The following is a 17,407-nucleotide window of genomic DNA, read 5'->3' on the forward strand; positions in this document are numbered from 1 at the left end:
TTATTAGGAGATAAACTCAGTGCAAGGAGTTTTGATAGCCAAGTGAATGAGATCCATGCACGTGTAGCAGTTCTTAACAGATTTACGGAATTAGGTCGACCACTTACCCAAGTTACGCCTTAAATTTAGCTCAATTAGGGGCGCTTTGCATTTCAAATCTTTGTGCAACAAAGCCGTTTTGGTAAAGGAATAAAATTAGAAAATATAACGAGAAAGATAGTAAGACTAATAATAATCCCTATTCTTTTGAACGGAAAATACTTGGAATTCGTCTCTATTTCAAAATACATTCTGTAAATAAAAGAGTAGGTATGTTCTTGGGTTAAATTTTTTTGTAGTTCTTCTAATTTCATAATATACCTAAAGAAGAGGTGGTGTCTTACACCACCTCACATGATTGCCTTAAACTACAGAATCGTCCAAATTCGGCGCTAACCAACGCTTCGCCTCATCTAAAGTCCAACCTTTACGCTTCGCATAATCCTCAAGCTGATCGCCTGCGATTTTACCCACGTTAAAGTATTGGCTTTCAGGGTTGGCATAGTAGAAACCGCTGACAGATGAAGGTGGCCACATTGCAAAGCTAGTGGTCAATTGCGTACCAATCTTGTCGGTAGAGCCTAACCAGTCAAACAATGGCGCTTTTTCAGAATGCTCAGGGCAAGCAGGATAACCCGGTGCAGGACGGATGCCCACATACTTCTCTTTAATCAACTCTTCATTGCTTAAAGTTTCAGATGCTTGGTTGCCCCAGAACTCTTTACGGATGCGCTCATGCAAATGCTCCGCAAAAGCTTCAGCAAAACGGTCACCCAAAGATTGAGCCAAAATTGCAGAGTAGTCATCGCCTTTGGCTTTGTACTCATTGGCCATTTCTTCCGCACCAAAGATGGATACAGTGAAACCGCCCAAGTAGTCTTCTGCGACACCTTTAGGCGCAACAAAGTCCGCTAATGACAAGTTTGGTTTACCTGTCACTTTGTCAGACTGTTGACGAATGTGATGGAAGGTATGCGTAACCGATTGACCATCTTCGCTATACACTTCAACCGAATCCGCTGCTGAACGATTTGCAGGGTAAATACCAAACACAGCACGAGCATCAAAACGTTTGTTGTCGATAATATCTTTCAGCATGGTCTGTGCTTGTTCATACAAGTCAGTCGCTGCTTCACCTACAACTTCATCCGTTAAGATAGCAGGGAATTTACCCGCTAAGCTCCAAGAGATAAAGAACGGTGTCCAGTCAAAATACTCAACCAAAGTGTCTAATGGATAATTGGTTAGGGTTTGTGTACCAATAAAGTTTGGCTTCACAGGCGCATTGGCAGCAAAGTCAATTTTTAAGCCATTTTCTACTGATTCAGCATAAGTCAGTTTGGCTGCTTTAGGCTGTTTATTGGCAATACGCTCACGGACTTTTTCATATTCAGCACGTGTGTCCTCAACAAACTTCGGTTTCATTTCTTTAGAAAGTAAAGTTGTTGCTACACCCACCGCACGAGATGCATCGGCAACATAAATCACCGCATCATTTGAATATTGCGGATCAATTTTTACTGCAGTATGCGCTTTAGATGTGGTTGCACCGCCAATCATCAGCGGAACATTAAAGCCTTTACGTTGCATTTCTTTGGCAACAAACACCATTTCATCTAAAGACGGTGTGATCAGACCTGAGAGACCGATGATATCAACTTTTTCATCAATCGCAGTTTGCAAAATCTTCTCGCAAGGCACCATCACCCCAAGGTCGATGATGTCATAGCCGTTACAGCCTAACACTACGCCTACGATATTTTTACCGATGTCATGGACGTCACCTTTTACGGTCGCCATCAAGACTTTACCTTTAGATTGACCGCCAGACTTTTCAGCTTCAATGAACGGGTTCAACCATGCAACAGCTTGTTTCATTACACGTGCAGATTTTACTACCTGTGGTAGGAACATTTTGCCCGAACCGAACAAATCACCCACCACGTTCATGCCGTCCATGAGTGGGCCTTCAATTACATCTAAAGGACGTTTAGCTTTCAGACGTGCTTCTTCAGTATCTTCATCAATGAATGTGGTGATGCCTTTAACAAGCGCATGTTCAAGACGTTTTTCAACTGGAAGTTCACGCCATTCCAAGTTTTCTACTTGTTTTTGCGCAGCGCCTTGACCGCGGTATTTTTCAGCCACTTCAAGTAGCTTTTCCGTTGCATCGTGCTGACTTTCACCTTGATTTTGGTTCAAGATCACATCTTCAACTGCAGCTTTTAGCTCAGGATCGATATCATCATAAATCGCCATTTGACCTGCGTTGACGATACCCATGGTCATGCCTTGCTTGATGGCATGATAAAGGAACACAGAGTGAATCGCTTCACGTACAGGTTCATTACCACGGAAGGAGAACGATACGTTAGACACACCACCTGAAATCATCGCATGTGGTAAGTTTTGTTTAATCCAACCTGTTGCTTCAATAAAGTCCACAGCATAGTTGTTGTGTTCTTCAATACCCGTTGCAACAGCAAACACGTTCGGGTCAAAAATGATGTCTTCAGCAGGGAAGCCAACTTCATTCACAAGTACATCGTAAGAACGTTTACAGATTTCACGTTTACGTTCAGCGGTATCGGCCTGACCTTTTTCATCAAATGCCATGACAATAACAGCAGCACCGTACTGGCGGCATAGACGCGCTTTGTGTACAAACTCGTCATAACCTTCTTTCAAGGAAATTGAGTTAACAACCGCTTTACCTTGTACACATTTTAAGCCTGCCTCAATGATTTCCCATTTTGATGAGTCAATCATGATAGGCACACGTGAAATTTCAGGCTCAGAAGCGACAAGATTCAGGAAGTGCACCATCGCACCTTCTGAATCGAGCATGCCTTCATCCATGTTGATGTCGATGATTTGCGCGCCGGCTTCAACTTGCTGCTGTGCAACATCGAGTGCTTCTGCAAAGTTTTCTTCACGGATTAAGCGTAAGAATTTTTTAGAACCTGTTACGTTGGTACGTTCACCCACGTTCACAAAAAGTGATTCTTCAGTGATGTTAAATGGCTCTAAACCACTTAAACGACACGCAGGTTTTGTTTCAGGTACTTGGCGCGGTGTAATGTCTTTAACTGCATTGTAAATTGCGCGGATGTGATCAGGCGTTGTACCACAACAACCACCGGTAATGTTAATCAAACCGCTTTCAGCAAATTCTTTAATAAAGGCAGCTGTTTCTTCAGGGGTTTCATCATATCCACCGAAGGCATTTGGCAAGCCTGCGTTTGGATGGGCTGAAACAAAAGTATCAGCAACGTCAGCAATGGTTTTGACGTGCGGACGCATGGCATCTGCACCCAAGGCACAGTTGAAACCAATTGATAGCAAGTCGCCGTGACGAACAGAGTTCCAGAACGCCTCTGCGGTTTGGCCTGTTAATGTACGACCTGAGGCATCGGTAATGGTGCCTGAAATCATCAATGGCAATTCGTAGCCAATTTGGTTGAAGACTTCTTTCACTGCAAAGATTGCTGCTTTACAGTTTAATGTATCAAATACTGTCTCAATCAGGAGAATGTCCGCACCACCTTCGATCAGGGCATGTGCAGCTTCAATATAGTTTTCTTTCAGTGCATCAAAGGTGATGTTACGGAACGCAGGGTCATTTACATTGGGTGAAATTGAGCAGGTACGTGATGTTGGCCCGAGTACACCTGCAACAAAACGCGGTTTTTCTGGCGTTGAATATTTTTTGCAGGCTTCTTTGGCAATACGTGCTGCTTCACGGTTAATCTCAGGAACAAGATCTTCCATGTGGTAGTCAGACATTGAAACACGTGTGCCGTTAAAGCTGTTGGTTTCGATAATGTCTGCACCCGCATCAAGATAAGCTTCATGAATACCTTGAATGATTTGAGGTTGTGTTAAGACTAAAAGGTCATTATTGCCTTTGAGGTCAGAAGCCCAGTCCGCAAAACGCTCACCACGGTAGTCAGCTTCTTCGAGTTTATGACGCTGAATCATGGTACCCATGGCACCGTCGATAATCAGAATACGTTGAGCTAGCAGCTCTTTTAGGGTGGCAAGCGTGGACATAAATAACCCCAATCCGATGGAATATAAAATCGGCAAATATATTAACAGAATTCAATGCAGTTTTATTGATATTCAATCGGTTCGAATGAGCCGTTAATATCAGATTGTTGAAAAAACACACGTATTTGATTGCGTTGTGTTTAGAGTAAATATTTGGAAAGCTTCATAAATTTGTCATATACCTAAGGCATGATTGAAAAATAATCGACAGCTAGGACAATGATGACAAGAAATATGACAAGGCCATATTGTTATTGAAACATTGGGTTTCAAACTAAAATCAACTTTTAAAATTGATGATAAGTATTTGAATTATTTTGCGAATACATAGTATTTTGGTTGGTTTTTTCAGACGAGCAAATACAAATAAAGCATGAAATATTGCTTTATATGACACCACTTTGTCATATAATTGTCACAATTAAATTGAACAATATGGGGATTCTAAAATCCTCTATTCTTGCCTGCATGAATTCTAAACAAACTCCCGTAGATTCAGCGCACACGTCGACAGCAACAAAGTCGACGAATGTTCATGTGCCAACACCGAAATTCTTTATGCCGGTGTTCCTGACGTTGATCATTTCAACGTTAATCTATATTGGCTTTCAGGTCACTGCCGACTTGGCACACGTTCCGCCTTTAAGTCTTTATTCCATGATTTTACTGGGCACTGCCTTATTCATCGCACTTGGCTTTGAATTCGTGAATGGTTTCCACGATACAGCCAATGCTGTAGCCACTGTTATTTATACCAATGCTTTATCTGCACCTGTTGCTGTGATGTGGGCAGGTTTTTGTAACTTCCTAGGTGTAATGGTGGCAAGTGGTGCAGTTGCTTACGGTATCATTGCTTTGCTACCAGTCGAATTGATTATGAACGTCGGTTCTGGTGCAGGCTTTGCCATGGTATTTGCCATGCTTATTGCCGCGATTCTTTGGAATTTAGGTACGTGGTTCTTAGGTATTCCAGCATCTAGCTCTCATACACTGATTGGTTCTATCTTAGGTGTGGGCATCATGAACTATCTGTTAAATGCAGGTGGTGCTAGCGGCGTGGATATGGAACAAGTGATGAAAGTGGGTAAAGCATTACTGTTTTCACCACTGATTGGCTTTGCTTTCGCAGCAGTTGTGTTCCTATTGGTGAAAAAAATCTTCAGCAAACAGCTTGAACTCTTTCAGCCACCTGAAGGTAATAAACCACCGCCACCATTAATCCGCGCAATTCTGATCTTTACTTGTACTGGTGTAAGTTTCGCGCACGGTTCAAACGATGGTCAAAAAGGCATGGGTTTAATCATGTTGATTTTGATCGGTTGTGTACCTTTAGCTTACTCGCTAAATAAAAACCTCGACAATCAACACATCCAATCTTTCCATCAATTATCGGCGCAAACTGCAACTGCAATTTATCCAAATCATGATGAAATTGCGGATGAAAAAGCGCGTGACATATTAACAAAATACATTCAAACCAAAGAAATTACACCTGATGTTGTCCCTGCTTTAGCAAGTATGACGGATCACCTAGGTGAGCGTGTTGGTCAATATGGCGACTTAAAAGATATTCCTGAACAAGAAGTATCTTCAATCCGTAATGACATGTATTTAAGTACGACGGCTTTTAAACGTCTTGATAAATCTGAGCAACTTCCAGCAATGGCAGAAGCACAAGAGAAGACTGTTAAAGAATACCGTAGCAATTTAGATTCCTTCCTTCAATACATCCCAACTTGGGTGAAAGTTGCGGTTGCACTTGCACTTGGTCTAGGAACAATGGTGGGTTGGAAGCGTATTGTTGTGACTGTGGGCGAGCGAATTGGTAAAAACCATATGACCTATGGTCAAGGTATGTCTGCAGAGCTTGTAGCAATGTCTACAATTGCAGCGGCTGATGGTTTTGGTATGCCAGTGTCAACTACACACGTATTGAACTCTGCTGTAGCAGGTACCATGGTTGCGAACAAATCAGGTTTGAACTTTAATACAGTGAAAACTATTCTTTCAGCGTGGATTTTCACACTACCAGCAACCATTTGTTTATCAGGCTGCTTATACTGGTTGTTCTTGAAAGTTTTCTAAGATGTTTTCAATATAAAAAACGCTGCAATCGCAGCGTTTTTTTATGCTTTAAAGTTTGGTAAATAGTGCTAACCATTATTGTTTAGCACGTTAAGAAAGCATGTTGAGCACTTTTATAAATACAAATTTCAAATGAAGGATTTTCGCTATTTATTTCTTTAATTTACCAAGCATTTTGTCCAAAGGCAGTTTGTCATTGGCGAAGCCATAGAGTGCAGCAAATGGTAATGCGGTACGTGCGAGATAGGCTACACGCCACAAGCCGCCGTGATTGGCACCAGACATTATCAGCTCAAGTGGATGATCTAGTGGTGTTTCTGGGTTTGCCACAGATGAAGGATTACGTAAATCATGAATCCACAGCGCAGCCATCAAGGCATTGGTCGTTTCAGGATTAAATGACTCAACATCAAACAGTTTGGCACCATTAAATGCGGCTTTTAATAATGGATTCTTTGTGACTGAGCGTGTTGTGGTAGAGGGTGCAATATTAATACTTACACGTTGACCTTGATGGCGAGCAACGGTTGCACGCCATTGTTGAATTCGTTTCGCAAGTGCATAGTTGGGGCCTTGTTCAACCACTAAACAGTCGGCAATTCCGTAAGATTTTCCATTTTCAGCTAAAGTCGTTTGGTTATTATTTTGTTTAAAAAAGTGCTGTGCAGAAATCTTAGCAACACTTTGAGTTAATAATTTTTGAACTTTGCCACGTGCTTGATATTTATCTTGTGCAGCATCCACGATCTCTTTAGGAACAGCATATACATCTGTTGGTGTGCACATAAACATAAGGCTCGTTTCGGCTTTTTGTTGGCTGACATAATCCATAATACTGTCCATGGCCATTGCTACACGCACATGTTTTTCACCATCTAAATAAGCAATAGCAGCCAAGTCAAGTTGATGTTCATTTTGTGCAAGCCACTGCGCAATTTCAGGGATATGTGTCAGTAAATTAGCACCTAATTTTTGTTTCAGTTCCTGAATAGGTGTGTCTGCACTGAGCGCTTCAAGACTAGGGGCGTATAACGTTGCATTGCCTTCTTGAATAGTATTTAAAATACGATCCCATACTCGTTCATTATTAAGATCAATAGCGACAATATTGGCTTTCCACTTGGCAAGCCAGGTCAGTGGGCCAGCTTCTGAGGCTGCACCAAATAGCACCATGGTACGATCTGAAAGGTCAAACCATTCTGGGTGCGCCACCGCTTCGCGTAGAGCATCCGCATGACTTGGTTCAACGACACCAGCATCTTGCCATTTTTGGATTTGTTGAAGTAGAGCATCGCCTTGTAGTTTTTGTCCGTGATAGGGTACATACCATTCGGGAACTGCATTACTTTCACCTTTAAGTTTAATGGTGTGCAGAGGTTGAATAGGTAAATTCATCATTTCATCTAGGGAAAATTTTTCTTGATCACGATAAAAGTTAAAACTATGTTTGGCTTTATTTAAACCGTTGGATGCAATACTCAATGCAGCTTCCGGACTTTGAATACCTTGTTCAACCAAGGCTTTAAAATATTCAGGATATTTCTTACGCCAGTTTTTTTCCTGTTTTGCACGTACAGAGCTTTGGTGATCTACAGAAGCTAAAGCCTCTGCAATAATTTCACGACCGGTTTTGGAGCTACTTGGTTTTTGAGTAGCAGACGAAATAGGGAACTGAAGACCTTCAAGAGAACTGGACATGCAAAATATCTCACCTGACGTTGTCATTAATATACAGATGTATACATTATCTATGCCAATTTAAAAACTCAGGTGGCATAAACTGCCAAAATTGTATGAATTAACATGAATCATGACGTATTTTTGAAATAACCTAAGTACTTAAACTTGAAAAAGCCTTCTATTAAGAAAGCCTTCTTGTTACAAAGGTACGGAATTAACATTGTCTTTTTTGGCTTGTCCAAGTGGACGAAATTCACCATTCCAGTGTGGCTATTTGCTACGATCAGGGTCTATGACAATGCTCCCTTCACGAGTATGAACTGCTCAGGCAGATAGAAAACTCAAAACAAAGCAGCCCAACAATCATTGTGATTTTTTTCATTTGAACATTCCTTTTTATTATTCATTTATAGCCTAAATTACAGCATGCGTGTGTTGTGTATACATTTGAAATAAGCGATCACTAATTTTATTGGTTCATGACTCAGTTGAAGTAATTACTTATTTAAGTCGTGTTAAATACGCTTCTAAGATTAAGGTTTTGTTACGAATAATTCGGGTCAAATTACAGAAAATGTATTTAAGTGTGATATGTGTCACACTTATTATTGAGGTGTGAATAAAGAGAAAAATGGGGGCATAATTGTGTCGAACAAAGTTTATATATTCAATGCCATGCGCCCTGGCTTTGCGAGTGCAGTTTTTTCGAGTTTTGATCTTGCACAGGCTTGGATACAAAAAAATTTCGTCTGTGGGATTCTTACCGAATATCCACTTGATCAGAGTTGTTATGATTGGGCTAAACAATACGGACATTTTAAGGATAAGTCACCGATTGATCGTGCACCCATTTTTATTGCCAACTTTGTTTCTGCCTATCAAAAAACTTGGCATTTTGAACATGGTGAGCTATTACAACCTATGGATGTTTAAAAGTTAAATGATGATTTAAAAGATATAATAAAAAAGGATTCTAAAACTAGAATCCTTTTTTGTTTGAGCGCTAATATTCTATTTTAAAACGGAATATCTAAAAGTTTGTTTAAGAAATGAGGGATTAACTTTGGCTCTAGAATAATCGTCATGACGATACCATATGCCGCTCCCCACAAATGTGCACTGTGGTTAATATTACTGTTGCCACGTTTGCCAGACCAAATGCTATAAGCTACGTACAGTACCGCGAAGATGATCGCGGGAACAGGAATGAAGAATACAAAGATTAATTTCCATGGTTCAAACAAGATATAGGCAAATAGCACAGCAGAAACCGCCCCTGAAGCACCTAAACTAGCCCAATGTGTATCATGTTTATGTTTTAAATAGCTCGGAATAATGGCTGCAATCAAACCACCTAAATAGAACAGCACAAAACCCATGTCAAAAAAGTATTGGCGATAAAAACTTTCAATGACAGAGCCAAAGAAGAATAGGGTAATCATGTTAAATAGAAGGTGAGCACCGTCAGCATGAATAAAGCCGTGGCTGATAAATCGATCATATTCACCACGTTGTAGCGCAGGTGGCCAAAATAACAGACGATTCATGACTTTCTGATTTGAAAAGGCAATAAGGGAAATGACCACAGTAATCAGAATAATTGTCACAGTGTGGTTAAATGGTAATCCCAACATAAATGGCTATTCTACTTGTTAAAATTTGTCTTTAATAATGCCATTAAAAAGTGTGAAAGCGTGAACTTTCAGAATAATTCCGACAATTTTAGTTGATTTTTTCGTAATGCACCGCATCTTAAGCTAAAATAGCCGCTTCAGCTTGAGGAAATATTGTCATGTCGACTGAGAACAACAGCACAGCAGTTGCTGAAGAAATTCCAAACCTATTGATCACACCAACTGCTCAAGAGTATTTGAAGGATCTTTTGGATAAACAAAACACACCAGGTATTGGTGTTCGAGTTTTTGTGGAAAATCCGGGGACGCCGCGTGCTGAATGTTGTATGGCTTACAGTGCACCTGAAGAAGTTGTACCGACAGACTATAAACAGGAATACCCAGATTTCCCTGCCTATGTCGATGCACCATCTATTCCATATTTGTTAGATGCTGTTATTGATTACAATAAAGACCGTTTTGGTGGTCAGCTGACTTTCCGTGCACCAAACTCTAAAGTGCCGCGTGTTGGCCCTGATGCATCTGTGGAAGAACGTATTACTTACGTACTTCAGTCTGAGATTAATCCAGGTTTAGCGGGTCACGGTGGTAACTGTGCATTGGTTGAAGTTGTTGAAGATGAAGAGCATGGTTTAACTGCCGTACTTAAATTTGGTGGTGGTTGCCAAGGTTGTTCTTCTATTGATTTAACGCTTAAACAAGGCGTTGAAACAACTTTAAAACAGCATGTACCTGAATTGATGCGTGTTGTTGACCAAACAGACCATAGTCAGTCTGAGGGTGCTTATTTTAAATAAGCATTCGTGAAGAAAAGCCGCTTTATGCGGTTTTTTTTTGCCCAAAGTTTTTGGAACTGAACAAAAAATAAATAGGACAACTTTGTACAAAGCATAGAAAAATTGGTTTTTACTTAGGGAATCAGTAATTTCCTATTTGTTAATGAGAATGATTATTAAAATTAGTTGCAATATTATTTTTGTTAGTTACAATGCGCAACATAACATTCAATATTTATCCATAAATTAAGTATTTGGAAACACCAATGACGAATAAAATACTGCGCTCTGCACTGACACTTTCAGTTTTAAGTGCCATGGTTAGCTTAACTCATGCGAATGAAGTACCAGCAGAAACAGTCGATGAATCTGTAGTTAAAATGGAGACCATCGTTGTTTCTGCAAGTGGTTCTCAAGTAAATGTAAAGGATGCTCCTGCTTCAATTAGTGTTGTTACAAGCGAAGATTTAAAGCGAAAGCCTTTTAGTAATTTAGCAGAAGTATTAAGTGACTTACCTGGTGTAACTGGTGGTTTTAAAAACTCAGGTTCTGGCTCAAAAATTACATTTCGAGGAATGCCTGACAAATACACATTAATATTGGTTGATGGTAAGAGAGTAGGAAATCAGTCACTTTTAGGCCACCGCCCTGATCGTGTGGATCAAGATTTAAACTGGATTACACCTGACATGATTGAGCGAATTGAAGTGATTCGTGGTTCAATGTCAACGCTGTATGGTTCTGAAGCTGTTGGTGGTGTAATTAATATCATCACTAAAAAAGTTCCATCACAACTATCAGGTTCTGTAAATCTAGACTACACCAAGCCTGATACGAGTACACGTGGTAATACAGTCACTTATGGTGCGACTTTAGCTGGGCCTTTAACAGATACCTTAGGTTTTAGATTTGGTGTAAATCGTACAGATCGTGAAGGAGATAATTCAACTACAGGTACTTCAGGTGCAATAAATGATACTGTAAATGGTCGTCTTACTTGGGCTCCTAATGATACACATACTTTCAATATAGATGCGTCATGGGGTAAAGAAGAACCGGATGTTGTTGAAGGTGGTGCGGATCAATTTGCATATGAAATGGAAAGACAAGGATTTGGCATTGGTTATGCTGGTACATTCAAAAATGAGCTAAAAACTTATGCTGATCTTTATTATAACGAAATTGAAAATAAAGATGAATTTGCGACTTCAAAAGCTAATATTGGAGATACTAAAGCTACCGAAGCTGTATTAGATTTGAAAGCTACTAAACCTTTACAAATCGCGGGTTTTAAAAATGATTTAACTGTGGGTGCACAGTACAAATATGAAGAAGTTTCTAATGCTAGCAACATTGGTAATATTAATGTTGATGTTGATACAGGGGAAACATTAACTGCAGATTTATCACCAAATGCATATTCTTGGTCGCTTTTTGCTGAAGATCAAATCCATTTACAAGAAAATCTGATTTTAACCTTGGGTGGACGTTTAGATCAGTATGATGATTTTGATCTCAACTTCTCTCCTCGTGGTTATTTGGTCTATCATCCAACTAATATTTGGACAGTAAAAGGTGGTGTGTCACGTAGTTTCCGTGCACCAAACCTTAAAGAGCGTTCAGCAACATCAAGTACAGGTTCGAGAGGTAATGGATGTAAAGTATTCTCGGATTGGGGGGGGGCATCAGCAGGCCATGTATGTAATATGCTGGGGAATCCAGATTTAGAGCCTGAAACTAGTACAAACTACGAAGTAGGTTTTGGTTATGCTGAGGGTGGATATGCTGTAGATATGACATATTTCCGCAGTGATATTAATGATCTAATGCAAAACTTACGTTATGCAAGATATGGAAATCAATTCTATACAATGCAACAGAATGTCGAAAAGGCACGTACAAGTGGTATAGAGGTAACTTACAAATTCCCATTAAGTGATGTAGTTCGTATGAGTGGTAATGCGACTTATATGATTGAATCTAAAAACTTAGAAACAGGTGCTACATTATTGGCAACGCCTGAACTCACACTTAATGGTGCACTTTATTGGGATGTTACTGATAAATTAAATTTACATACTAATGTTCAGTATCTAGGTAAACAGGCGCTGCAAGCTGCAGATTCATCTGCGACATATGCAAAAGCATATACCACAATGGATGTTGGTGCGAATTATGAAGTTAATGATTATCTAACTTTTAGAAGTGGGGTTAAAAACATTGGCGGTGTTAGTATTGATGCAGGTGGAGATGGTACAAGTAATCCAGCTGAATACTATTTAGGTTTTACAGCTCGTTTCTAATTTTTACTAAGTTTAAATAGCCCACACTTTTGGGCTATTTACATTTTCAAATTCGTTGATTTTTTATTAATCAGTTGCACGATGTTTATGGTACAGATCTGTTATATCCCAATTTACACATTAGCAAATGATATCAAATCTGTTAATTACTTTGAAACAACGTAAAGAAAATGACTATTTAAGGTACTTTTTGACCTTATAAATCCGTCCAGTTAATCTCGAAACTGAGTCTTCATTTGCACAACCAATGAATGGATGGATGCAAAAACAGCAACTGGTTTGGCGATGTTTAGCAAAATATGGAACAGCTGTTGATAAATAAAAAAAGCCGCAGTCGCGGCTTTTTTATTTTGATAACTTTAAGATACAATACCTAATATTTTTAACGTCTCATCAGCATAATAGAACTGTTCTAAATAATGACGTGAACGCTCACGCAAATAGCCTGAACCAATCATTTTTTGAATAATCGGGTTTAATAAATTGTTAAGTTCATGTTGAACCAAAGCTTCATCAATATTTAAGTCACGTAGCAATAAATCAAATGGACGTTCCTGATTACGTATGTACCAAGCATACACGCCATCATGCACTTGCTGTTTCATATAATCAGACTGACGCATAAAGTCCCAAATTTCATGCCCTAAACCGACGGTTTGAGGTAAATCTTGAACTTCAATATAGTTTTTTAAGACAGAAACAGGCATCGTCTTAATTTTATGCCATAAGTTGGCTTGAAAATGATAAAGCTTATTGTCATCAAAATGCTGATTGAGTACAGATTCACTCATCTGACTTAATTTCAAAATATTCTTTTGCAAATACTTCGTGATGGCATTGTCAAGATTGGTGTCTGTAACGTTTTCTAAAACCGATTTACCCATCTTCATAAAGCGAGAGACGCCGGGCACAGATTTGGCAATCACAGAGTTGTCTAGATAATCTTGTATCGCATGCTGAATCAGTTGGCTAATCATGGCTGAAAAAGCAGGGTTGTTGACCATGGTGTGAATCAAACGCTGACGATGACCTTGTTTACTTGCAACATATTGCGCAATTTTATCAATCGTTAACACAGGAATAATTTCAGCAATGGTTGTTTGATCATTCGCTGGATGAATTAGCGCAAACTTAATATGTTCGGCAATCTGCTCAATTAAAAACTGAGTAGCTTGAGTATTTAAGATCTGCTTTTGCAGCAAAGCATTGATTTGTTCAAAAGTCCAAATCTGTTGTAAAGGCTGTTTACGAAACCACTGATAAAACTGGGTAAACTCGGTTGCAACTGTTTCAGACTGCGAAAATTGCTGATCTAAAAAGTTGAGTTGAGCCTCAATGAGCTGCTCAATCATCGGGTTTTTCTGCATACTGTCCTTAAATACCCATTTGCAGGGCATGAATTATTAGCGATACCTCAGTTTAACTGAATCAGTTTATCTGCCAAAGGATTTTTAAATTTCTGACTTTTTGCAAGGAATGGGAGGTAATGATCAGCAACTTGTTGTTCTGCTTCAATCATGGGCATATGACCAACATTATTCAAAATTACCGGTGTTTCGGCACGTTTCAATAATGACTTTAATTCACCTGCAACTTCTACATTAAAAATTTTATCTTGTTTGCCCCAAAGGATGAGCGTGGGCGCTTCAACGGTACGGGTTAAACGGGCAAAAGTCTCAGGCGTATAAATGCGATTTAAAGTAACCACTTGATCAATCATTTTACTGGTTTGGGGTGCCCGTGAAATGAGTAAATTTTCTTGAGCTTTCTTTAATGGGGTTGGAACGCTTGGCGGATTTTGCATTAACTTATGCATAACATCATCCAAATCACCGGGCTTTGAAACAATCAAATTTTTCAATGAATATGGATCACGGGTATAACTGGTATTGGCCTGCTTATAAATACCCGCACTATTGAGTAAAAATAGGCTTTGGGTATCAAAAGGATATTGAGAGGCATAAACCGTGGCAATTGATCCACCTAAAGAATGACCTGCAACATTCAGCCGATCTTCAATATCAATTTTGGTTACGAATTGTCGTAATTGCTCAGTAACATTTGGTACAGACACGTCAAAGTCTGCAGGGACGCGGGTATCACCATTGGCAGGTAGGTCAGGAATAATAACGTGATAATAGGGAGTCAGGTAATGTGCAACCCGATTCCAGTTATCACGTGTGCCACCTAAACCATGGATTAATAGTATAGAAGGATTGGTACGAATACCGCCTTCACTATAGCTCCAAGTGATATTGCCGACTTGTACTGTGCGTGAAACTAAACCTGCGGTTTTACGATCTTGATTGAGATAATTTTGTAGGATAGATGGTGTCGATAATGTATTCGTTGGTGTTTGTGTTGCAGCTATGCTATTCGAGCCTGCAATGAACATACAACTCAATATCGCAAGTTTAAATATGCCAGAAACCACGCAACGATGTCCTTGCATTGACCTTAACCCCTTGTAACTATATTTGATGCAATTTTTATGATCATTTATATGACAATTATCTGAATTAGCCTTAAAAGCCAATTGCTATGTTTATGAAATATATTGTAAATAAAAAATGACAGTTGTCACTGATTAGTTTTTTGATGTAGTTGTAGTTCAGCTATAAAAGTGTGAACCATTACTGAAAAAATAATATTTTCAGATTAATGATTATTTGCAATTTGTACCAAATCCATCTGAATAATAAAAAATCGATAGCTATTCTTTTGCAAGTGACAATCGTTCTGAGTGGGATTAATATATTGCAACTTCAGATAAGGGTAATCAGAACATGCTAACAGCAGCAGAAGCTTTAGATCGTTTAAAAAAGGGAAATACTCGTTTTGTTCAAGGTGAAACGAACCATCCTAAACTTTTAACGCATCAGCAACGCGCTGAAATGGCAGGAAGCCAAGAGCCTTTTGCGATTATTTTGGGTTGTTCAGATTCGCGCGTTCCTGCTGAAATGGTTTTTGACCAAGGCTTAGGCGATTTATTTGTCATTCGTGTAGCAGGTAATATTGTTGCACCATCGCAAGTTGGTAGTGTTGAATTTGCGGCAGAAAGTTTTGGTTGCCCAGTTGTAATTGTATTAGGTCATACTCACTGCGGCGCAATCCATTCGACGATTGAAGCCTTAATGAACCCGGCAACACCTCCATCTGCAAATCTGATGTCGATTGTGAACCGTGTGCGCCCATCTGTAGAAATTTTAATGCAAACTGAATTGAAAGATGATTTAGATAAATTGTCTATGCATGCAGTTCGTTCAAATGTATTTGCATCTGTGAATCAACTTCGTCATGGCTCAGCAGTATTAGAAAACTTGATTGCTCAGGGTAAATTAAAAGTTGTTGGTGCCGAATACTCACTTGAAACAGGTGAAGTAAGTTTTTACGATTTCTAAGATTTTAAAAATTTAAACGAAAAAAGGCGCTCAAATGAAGCGCCTTTTTAATTTTTAGTAAATATTTTTACAAACTGCTTTTAATCATGGGATAGGCTGTATTGAGCAGAATCGGCTGAGCCTTTGCATTTGGGTGAATTTGATCTTTTTGCATCAGTGTTTTTTGTCCTGCAACACCTTGCATAAAAAATGGCAGAAGTTTTGCATTGTATTTTTGGCTGACAATTTTGTAGTTTTGTTCAAATGCCTTGCTATAAGCCGTACCGTAGTTTGGTGGAATCTTCATTCCAAATACGATGACCTTCGCTTTAGCCTGTTGGCTCTTTTGCACTAACTGCGCTAAATTTTTTTCAATGAGTGCAGGGGGTTGACCACGTAAGCCATCATTGCCACCCAGTTCAATAATCACAATATCGGGACGATGACTTTGCAATAATTTTGGCAGTCGTGCCAAAGCACCACTGGTGGTTTCGCCGCTCACACTTGCATTGACCACTTTATGTTGTTTCGGATACTGTTGGTCTAAACGTTTTTGAAGTAAATGAACCCAGCCTTGCTGTATATTCATGCCATAGCCTGCACTGATGCTGTCACCCACGACCATAATGGTTTTTGCAGCCAAGAGCATCGGGCTTAAACACATGCTTAAACCCAACAAGTAAGAACACAAACGAATTTTTTGAATGCGATTTTGCATATAGGGATGTTATGAGCCAACACACGACAGATACCGCCATCATGCCACAGCCGATTATTTCTGCACAGCAATTGACACAAAACATACAACTGAATGATAAGCAGTTGAGCATTTTTGAAGATCTTAATCTAGAGATTTTTGCGGGCGAGCAAGTGGCTATAACTGGTCGATCTGGTTCAGGAAAATCAACTTTGTTGGGGATATTAGCGACACTTGATCAAGCCAGTCATGGTCAGTTGCAAGTATGTGGTCAAGATATCCAGCATTTAGATGAAGAGCAGCGCGCGAAAATACGTTTGGCGCATATTGGCTTTGTATTTCAATCGTTTCAATTATTGCCACATTTAACGGCATTAGAAAATGTGATGTTGCCGCTGCGCTTAAAAAATGATTTCAACCTAAAAGAGGCTGAGCAAAAAGCCCTTCAGTTATTGGCAAGAGTTGGTTTAAATCGTCAAGCACAGCAAACACCAAAGGTACTATCTGGTGGTGAACAACAACGGGTTGCAATAGCACGTGCCTTAGTCAGCGAGCCAGACATTATTTTTGCAGATGAGCCAACAGGTAATTTGGATGCAGCAACGGCATATGATATTGAACAATTGTTATTTCAGTTGAATCGCGAGATGGGTACGACATTGGTTTTGGTTACGCATGATGTCGCGTTAGCGCAGCAATGTCAGCGACATTTTGAAATAGTACATGGCAAGCTGATCGAACATCGACTAGGAGATTAAGC

General features: G+C 39.5%; 12 protein-coding genes and 1 pseudogene. 7 read left to right on the forward strand and 6 right to left on the reverse strand.

Annotated elements, in window-relative coordinates; translation table 11 throughout:
* Window positions 1–123 (forward strand): annotated as a pseudogene (locus FTV09_RS09125) (IS5/IS1182 family transposase); the annotation flags it as partial.
* Between the two features lie 279 nt (window positions 124–402).
* On the opposite strand, the gene metH reads toward FTV09_RS09125, so the two are convergent.
* A complete protein-coding gene (gene metH, locus FTV09_RS09130) occupies window positions 403–4,092 on the reverse strand; it encodes a methionine synthase (RefSeq protein ID WP_180058099.1) in 3,690 nt (1,229 codons plus the stop codon).
* 468 nt (window positions 4,093–4,560) lie between these two features.
* Here metH and FTV09_RS09135 point away from each other — a divergent pair, with 468 nt between their 5' ends.
* Complete coding sequence (locus FTV09_RS09135) at window positions 4,561–6,177, forward strand: inorganic phosphate transporter (RefSeq protein ID WP_180058101.1); 1,617 nt, start codon at window positions 4,561–4,563, stop codon at window positions 6,175–6,177.
* A gap of 150 nt (window positions 6,178–6,327) precedes the next feature.
* On the opposite strand, the gene FTV09_RS09140 is transcribed toward FTV09_RS09135, so the two are convergent.
* Complete coding sequence (locus FTV09_RS09140) at window positions 6,328–7,875, reverse strand: hypothetical protein (protein ID WP_180058102.1); 1,548 nt, start codon at window positions 7,873–7,875, stop codon at window positions 6,328–6,330.
* A gap of 627 nt (window positions 7,876–8,502) precedes the next feature.
* Between FTV09_RS09140 and FTV09_RS09145 the strand changes: the two genes are divergently transcribed.
* Entirely contained in the window at window positions 8,503–8,790 is a 288-nt protein-coding gene (locus FTV09_RS09145) for a hypothetical protein (RefSeq protein ID WP_288689016.1), read from the forward strand.
* Between the two features lie 83 nt (window positions 8,791–8,873).
* Here the strand turns inward: FTV09_RS09145 and FTV09_RS09150 are convergent, their stop codons facing one another.
* Window positions 8,874–9,491, reverse strand: coding sequence for a rhomboid family intramembrane serine protease (locus FTV09_RS09150; protein WP_180058104.1), 618 nt, complete (start codon window positions 9,489–9,491; stop codon window positions 8,874–8,876).
* Window positions 9,492–9,649: 158 nt separating this feature from the next.
* Here FTV09_RS09150 and nfuA point away from each other — a divergent pair, with 158 nt between their 5' ends.
* Window positions 9,650–10,288 carry a Fe-S biogenesis protein NfuA gene (gene nfuA, locus FTV09_RS09155; protein WP_180058106.1) on the forward strand — a complete coding sequence of 213 codons (639 nt, stop codon included), beginning with the start codon at window positions 9,650–9,652 and terminating at the stop codon, window positions 10,286–10,288.
* A gap of 245 nt (window positions 10,289–10,533) precedes the next feature.
* Window positions 10,534–12,570: a TonB-dependent receptor domain-containing protein gene (locus FTV09_RS09160; protein ID WP_180058108.1), complete on the forward strand. Its 2,037-nt coding sequence runs from the start codon at window positions 10,534–10,536 to the stop codon at window positions 12,568–12,570.
* Between the two features lie 359 nt (window positions 12,571–12,929).
* Here FTV09_RS09160 and FTV09_RS09165 read toward each other — a convergent pair whose 3' ends face one another.
* Window positions 12,930–13,937, reverse strand: a complete 1,008-nt coding sequence (locus tag FTV09_RS09165) for a hypothetical protein (protein WP_180058110.1) — start codon at window positions 13,935–13,937, stop codon at window positions 12,930–12,932.
* Between the two features lie 47 nt (window positions 13,938–13,984).
* Window positions 13,985–15,022 (reverse strand): alpha/beta fold hydrolase, encoded by a 1,038-nt coding sequence (locus tag FTV09_RS09170; RefSeq protein ID WP_373687699.1) that lies wholly within the window; start codon window positions 15,020–15,022, stop codon window positions 13,985–13,987.
* A 334-nt stretch (window positions 15,023–15,356) separates the two neighbouring features.
* Between FTV09_RS09170 and FTV09_RS09175 the strand changes: the two genes are divergently transcribed.
* The gene (locus tag FTV09_RS09175) at window positions 15,357–15,971 is read left to right on the forward strand and encodes a carbonic anhydrase (protein WP_067762301.1); all 615 of its coding nucleotides are present in this window, start codon (window positions 15,357–15,359) and stop codon (window positions 15,969–15,971) included.
* A 67-nt stretch (window positions 15,972–16,038) separates the two neighbouring features.
* Here the strand turns inward: FTV09_RS09175 and FTV09_RS09180 are convergent, their stop codons facing one another.
* Entirely contained in the window at window positions 16,039–16,668 is a 630-nt protein-coding gene (locus FTV09_RS09180; RefSeq protein WP_067762303.1) for an arylesterase, read from the reverse strand.
* Window positions 16,669–16,679: 11 nt separating this feature from the next.
* Between FTV09_RS09180 and FTV09_RS09185 the strand changes: the two genes are divergently transcribed.
* A complete protein-coding gene (locus tag FTV09_RS09185; protein WP_067762305.1) occupies window positions 16,680–17,405 on the forward strand; it encodes an ABC transporter ATP-binding protein in 726 nt (241 codons plus the stop codon).
* The last annotated feature ends 2 nt before the right edge of the window (window positions 17,406–17,407 follow it).

It is taken from the genome of Acinetobacter sp. YH12227 (genome assembly GCF_013417785.1).
In the GTDB taxonomy this organism is placed as follows: Bacteria; Pseudomonadota; Gammaproteobacteria; order Pseudomonadales; family Moraxellaceae; genus Acinetobacter; species Acinetobacter gandensis.

What these genes read in the sequence shown, in the direction of transcription:
- metH (WP_180058099.1), bottom strand. Translation starts at nt 4,092, where the DNA reads ATGTCCACGCTTGCCACCCTAAAAGAGCTGCTAGCTCAACGTATTCTG.
- FTV09_RS09135 (WP_180058101.1), top strand. Translation starts at nt 4,561, where the DNA reads ATGAATTCTAAACAAACTCCCGTAGATTCAGCGCACACGTCGACAGCA.
- FTV09_RS09140 (WP_180058102.1), bottom strand. Translation starts at nt 7,875, where the DNA reads ATGTCCAGTTCTCTTGAAGGTCTTCAGTTCCCTATTTCGTCTGCTACT.
- FTV09_RS09150 (WP_180058104.1), bottom strand. Translation starts at nt 9,491, where the DNA reads ATGTTGGGATTACCATTTAACCACACTGTGACAATTATTCTGATTACT.
- nfuA (WP_180058106.1), top strand. Translation starts at nt 9,650, where the DNA reads ATGTCGACTGAGAACAACAGCACAGCAGTTGCTGAAGAAATTCCAAAC.
- FTV09_RS09160 (WP_180058108.1), top strand. Translation starts at nt 10,534, where the DNA reads ATGACGAATAAAATACTGCGCTCTGCACTGACACTTTCAGTTTTAAGT.
- FTV09_RS09165 (WP_180058110.1), bottom strand. Translation starts at nt 13,937, where the DNA reads ATGCAGAAAAACCCGATGATTGAGCAGCTCATTGAGGCTCAACTCAAC.
- FTV09_RS09170 (WP_373687699.1), bottom strand. Translation starts at nt 15,022, where the DNA reads ATGCAAGGACATCGTTGCGTGGTTTCTGGCATATTTAAACTTGCGATA.
- FTV09_RS09175 (WP_067762301.1), top strand. Translation starts at nt 15,357, where the DNA reads ATGCTAACAGCAGCAGAAGCTTTAGATCGTTTAAAAAAGGGAAATACT.
- FTV09_RS09180 (WP_067762303.1), bottom strand. Translation starts at nt 16,668, where the DNA reads ATGCAAAATCGCATTCAAAAAATTCGTTTGTGTTCTTACTTGTTGGGT.
- FTV09_RS09185 (WP_067762305.1), top strand. Translation starts at nt 16,680, where the DNA reads ATGAGCCAACACACGACAGATACCGCCATCATGCCACAGCCGATTATT.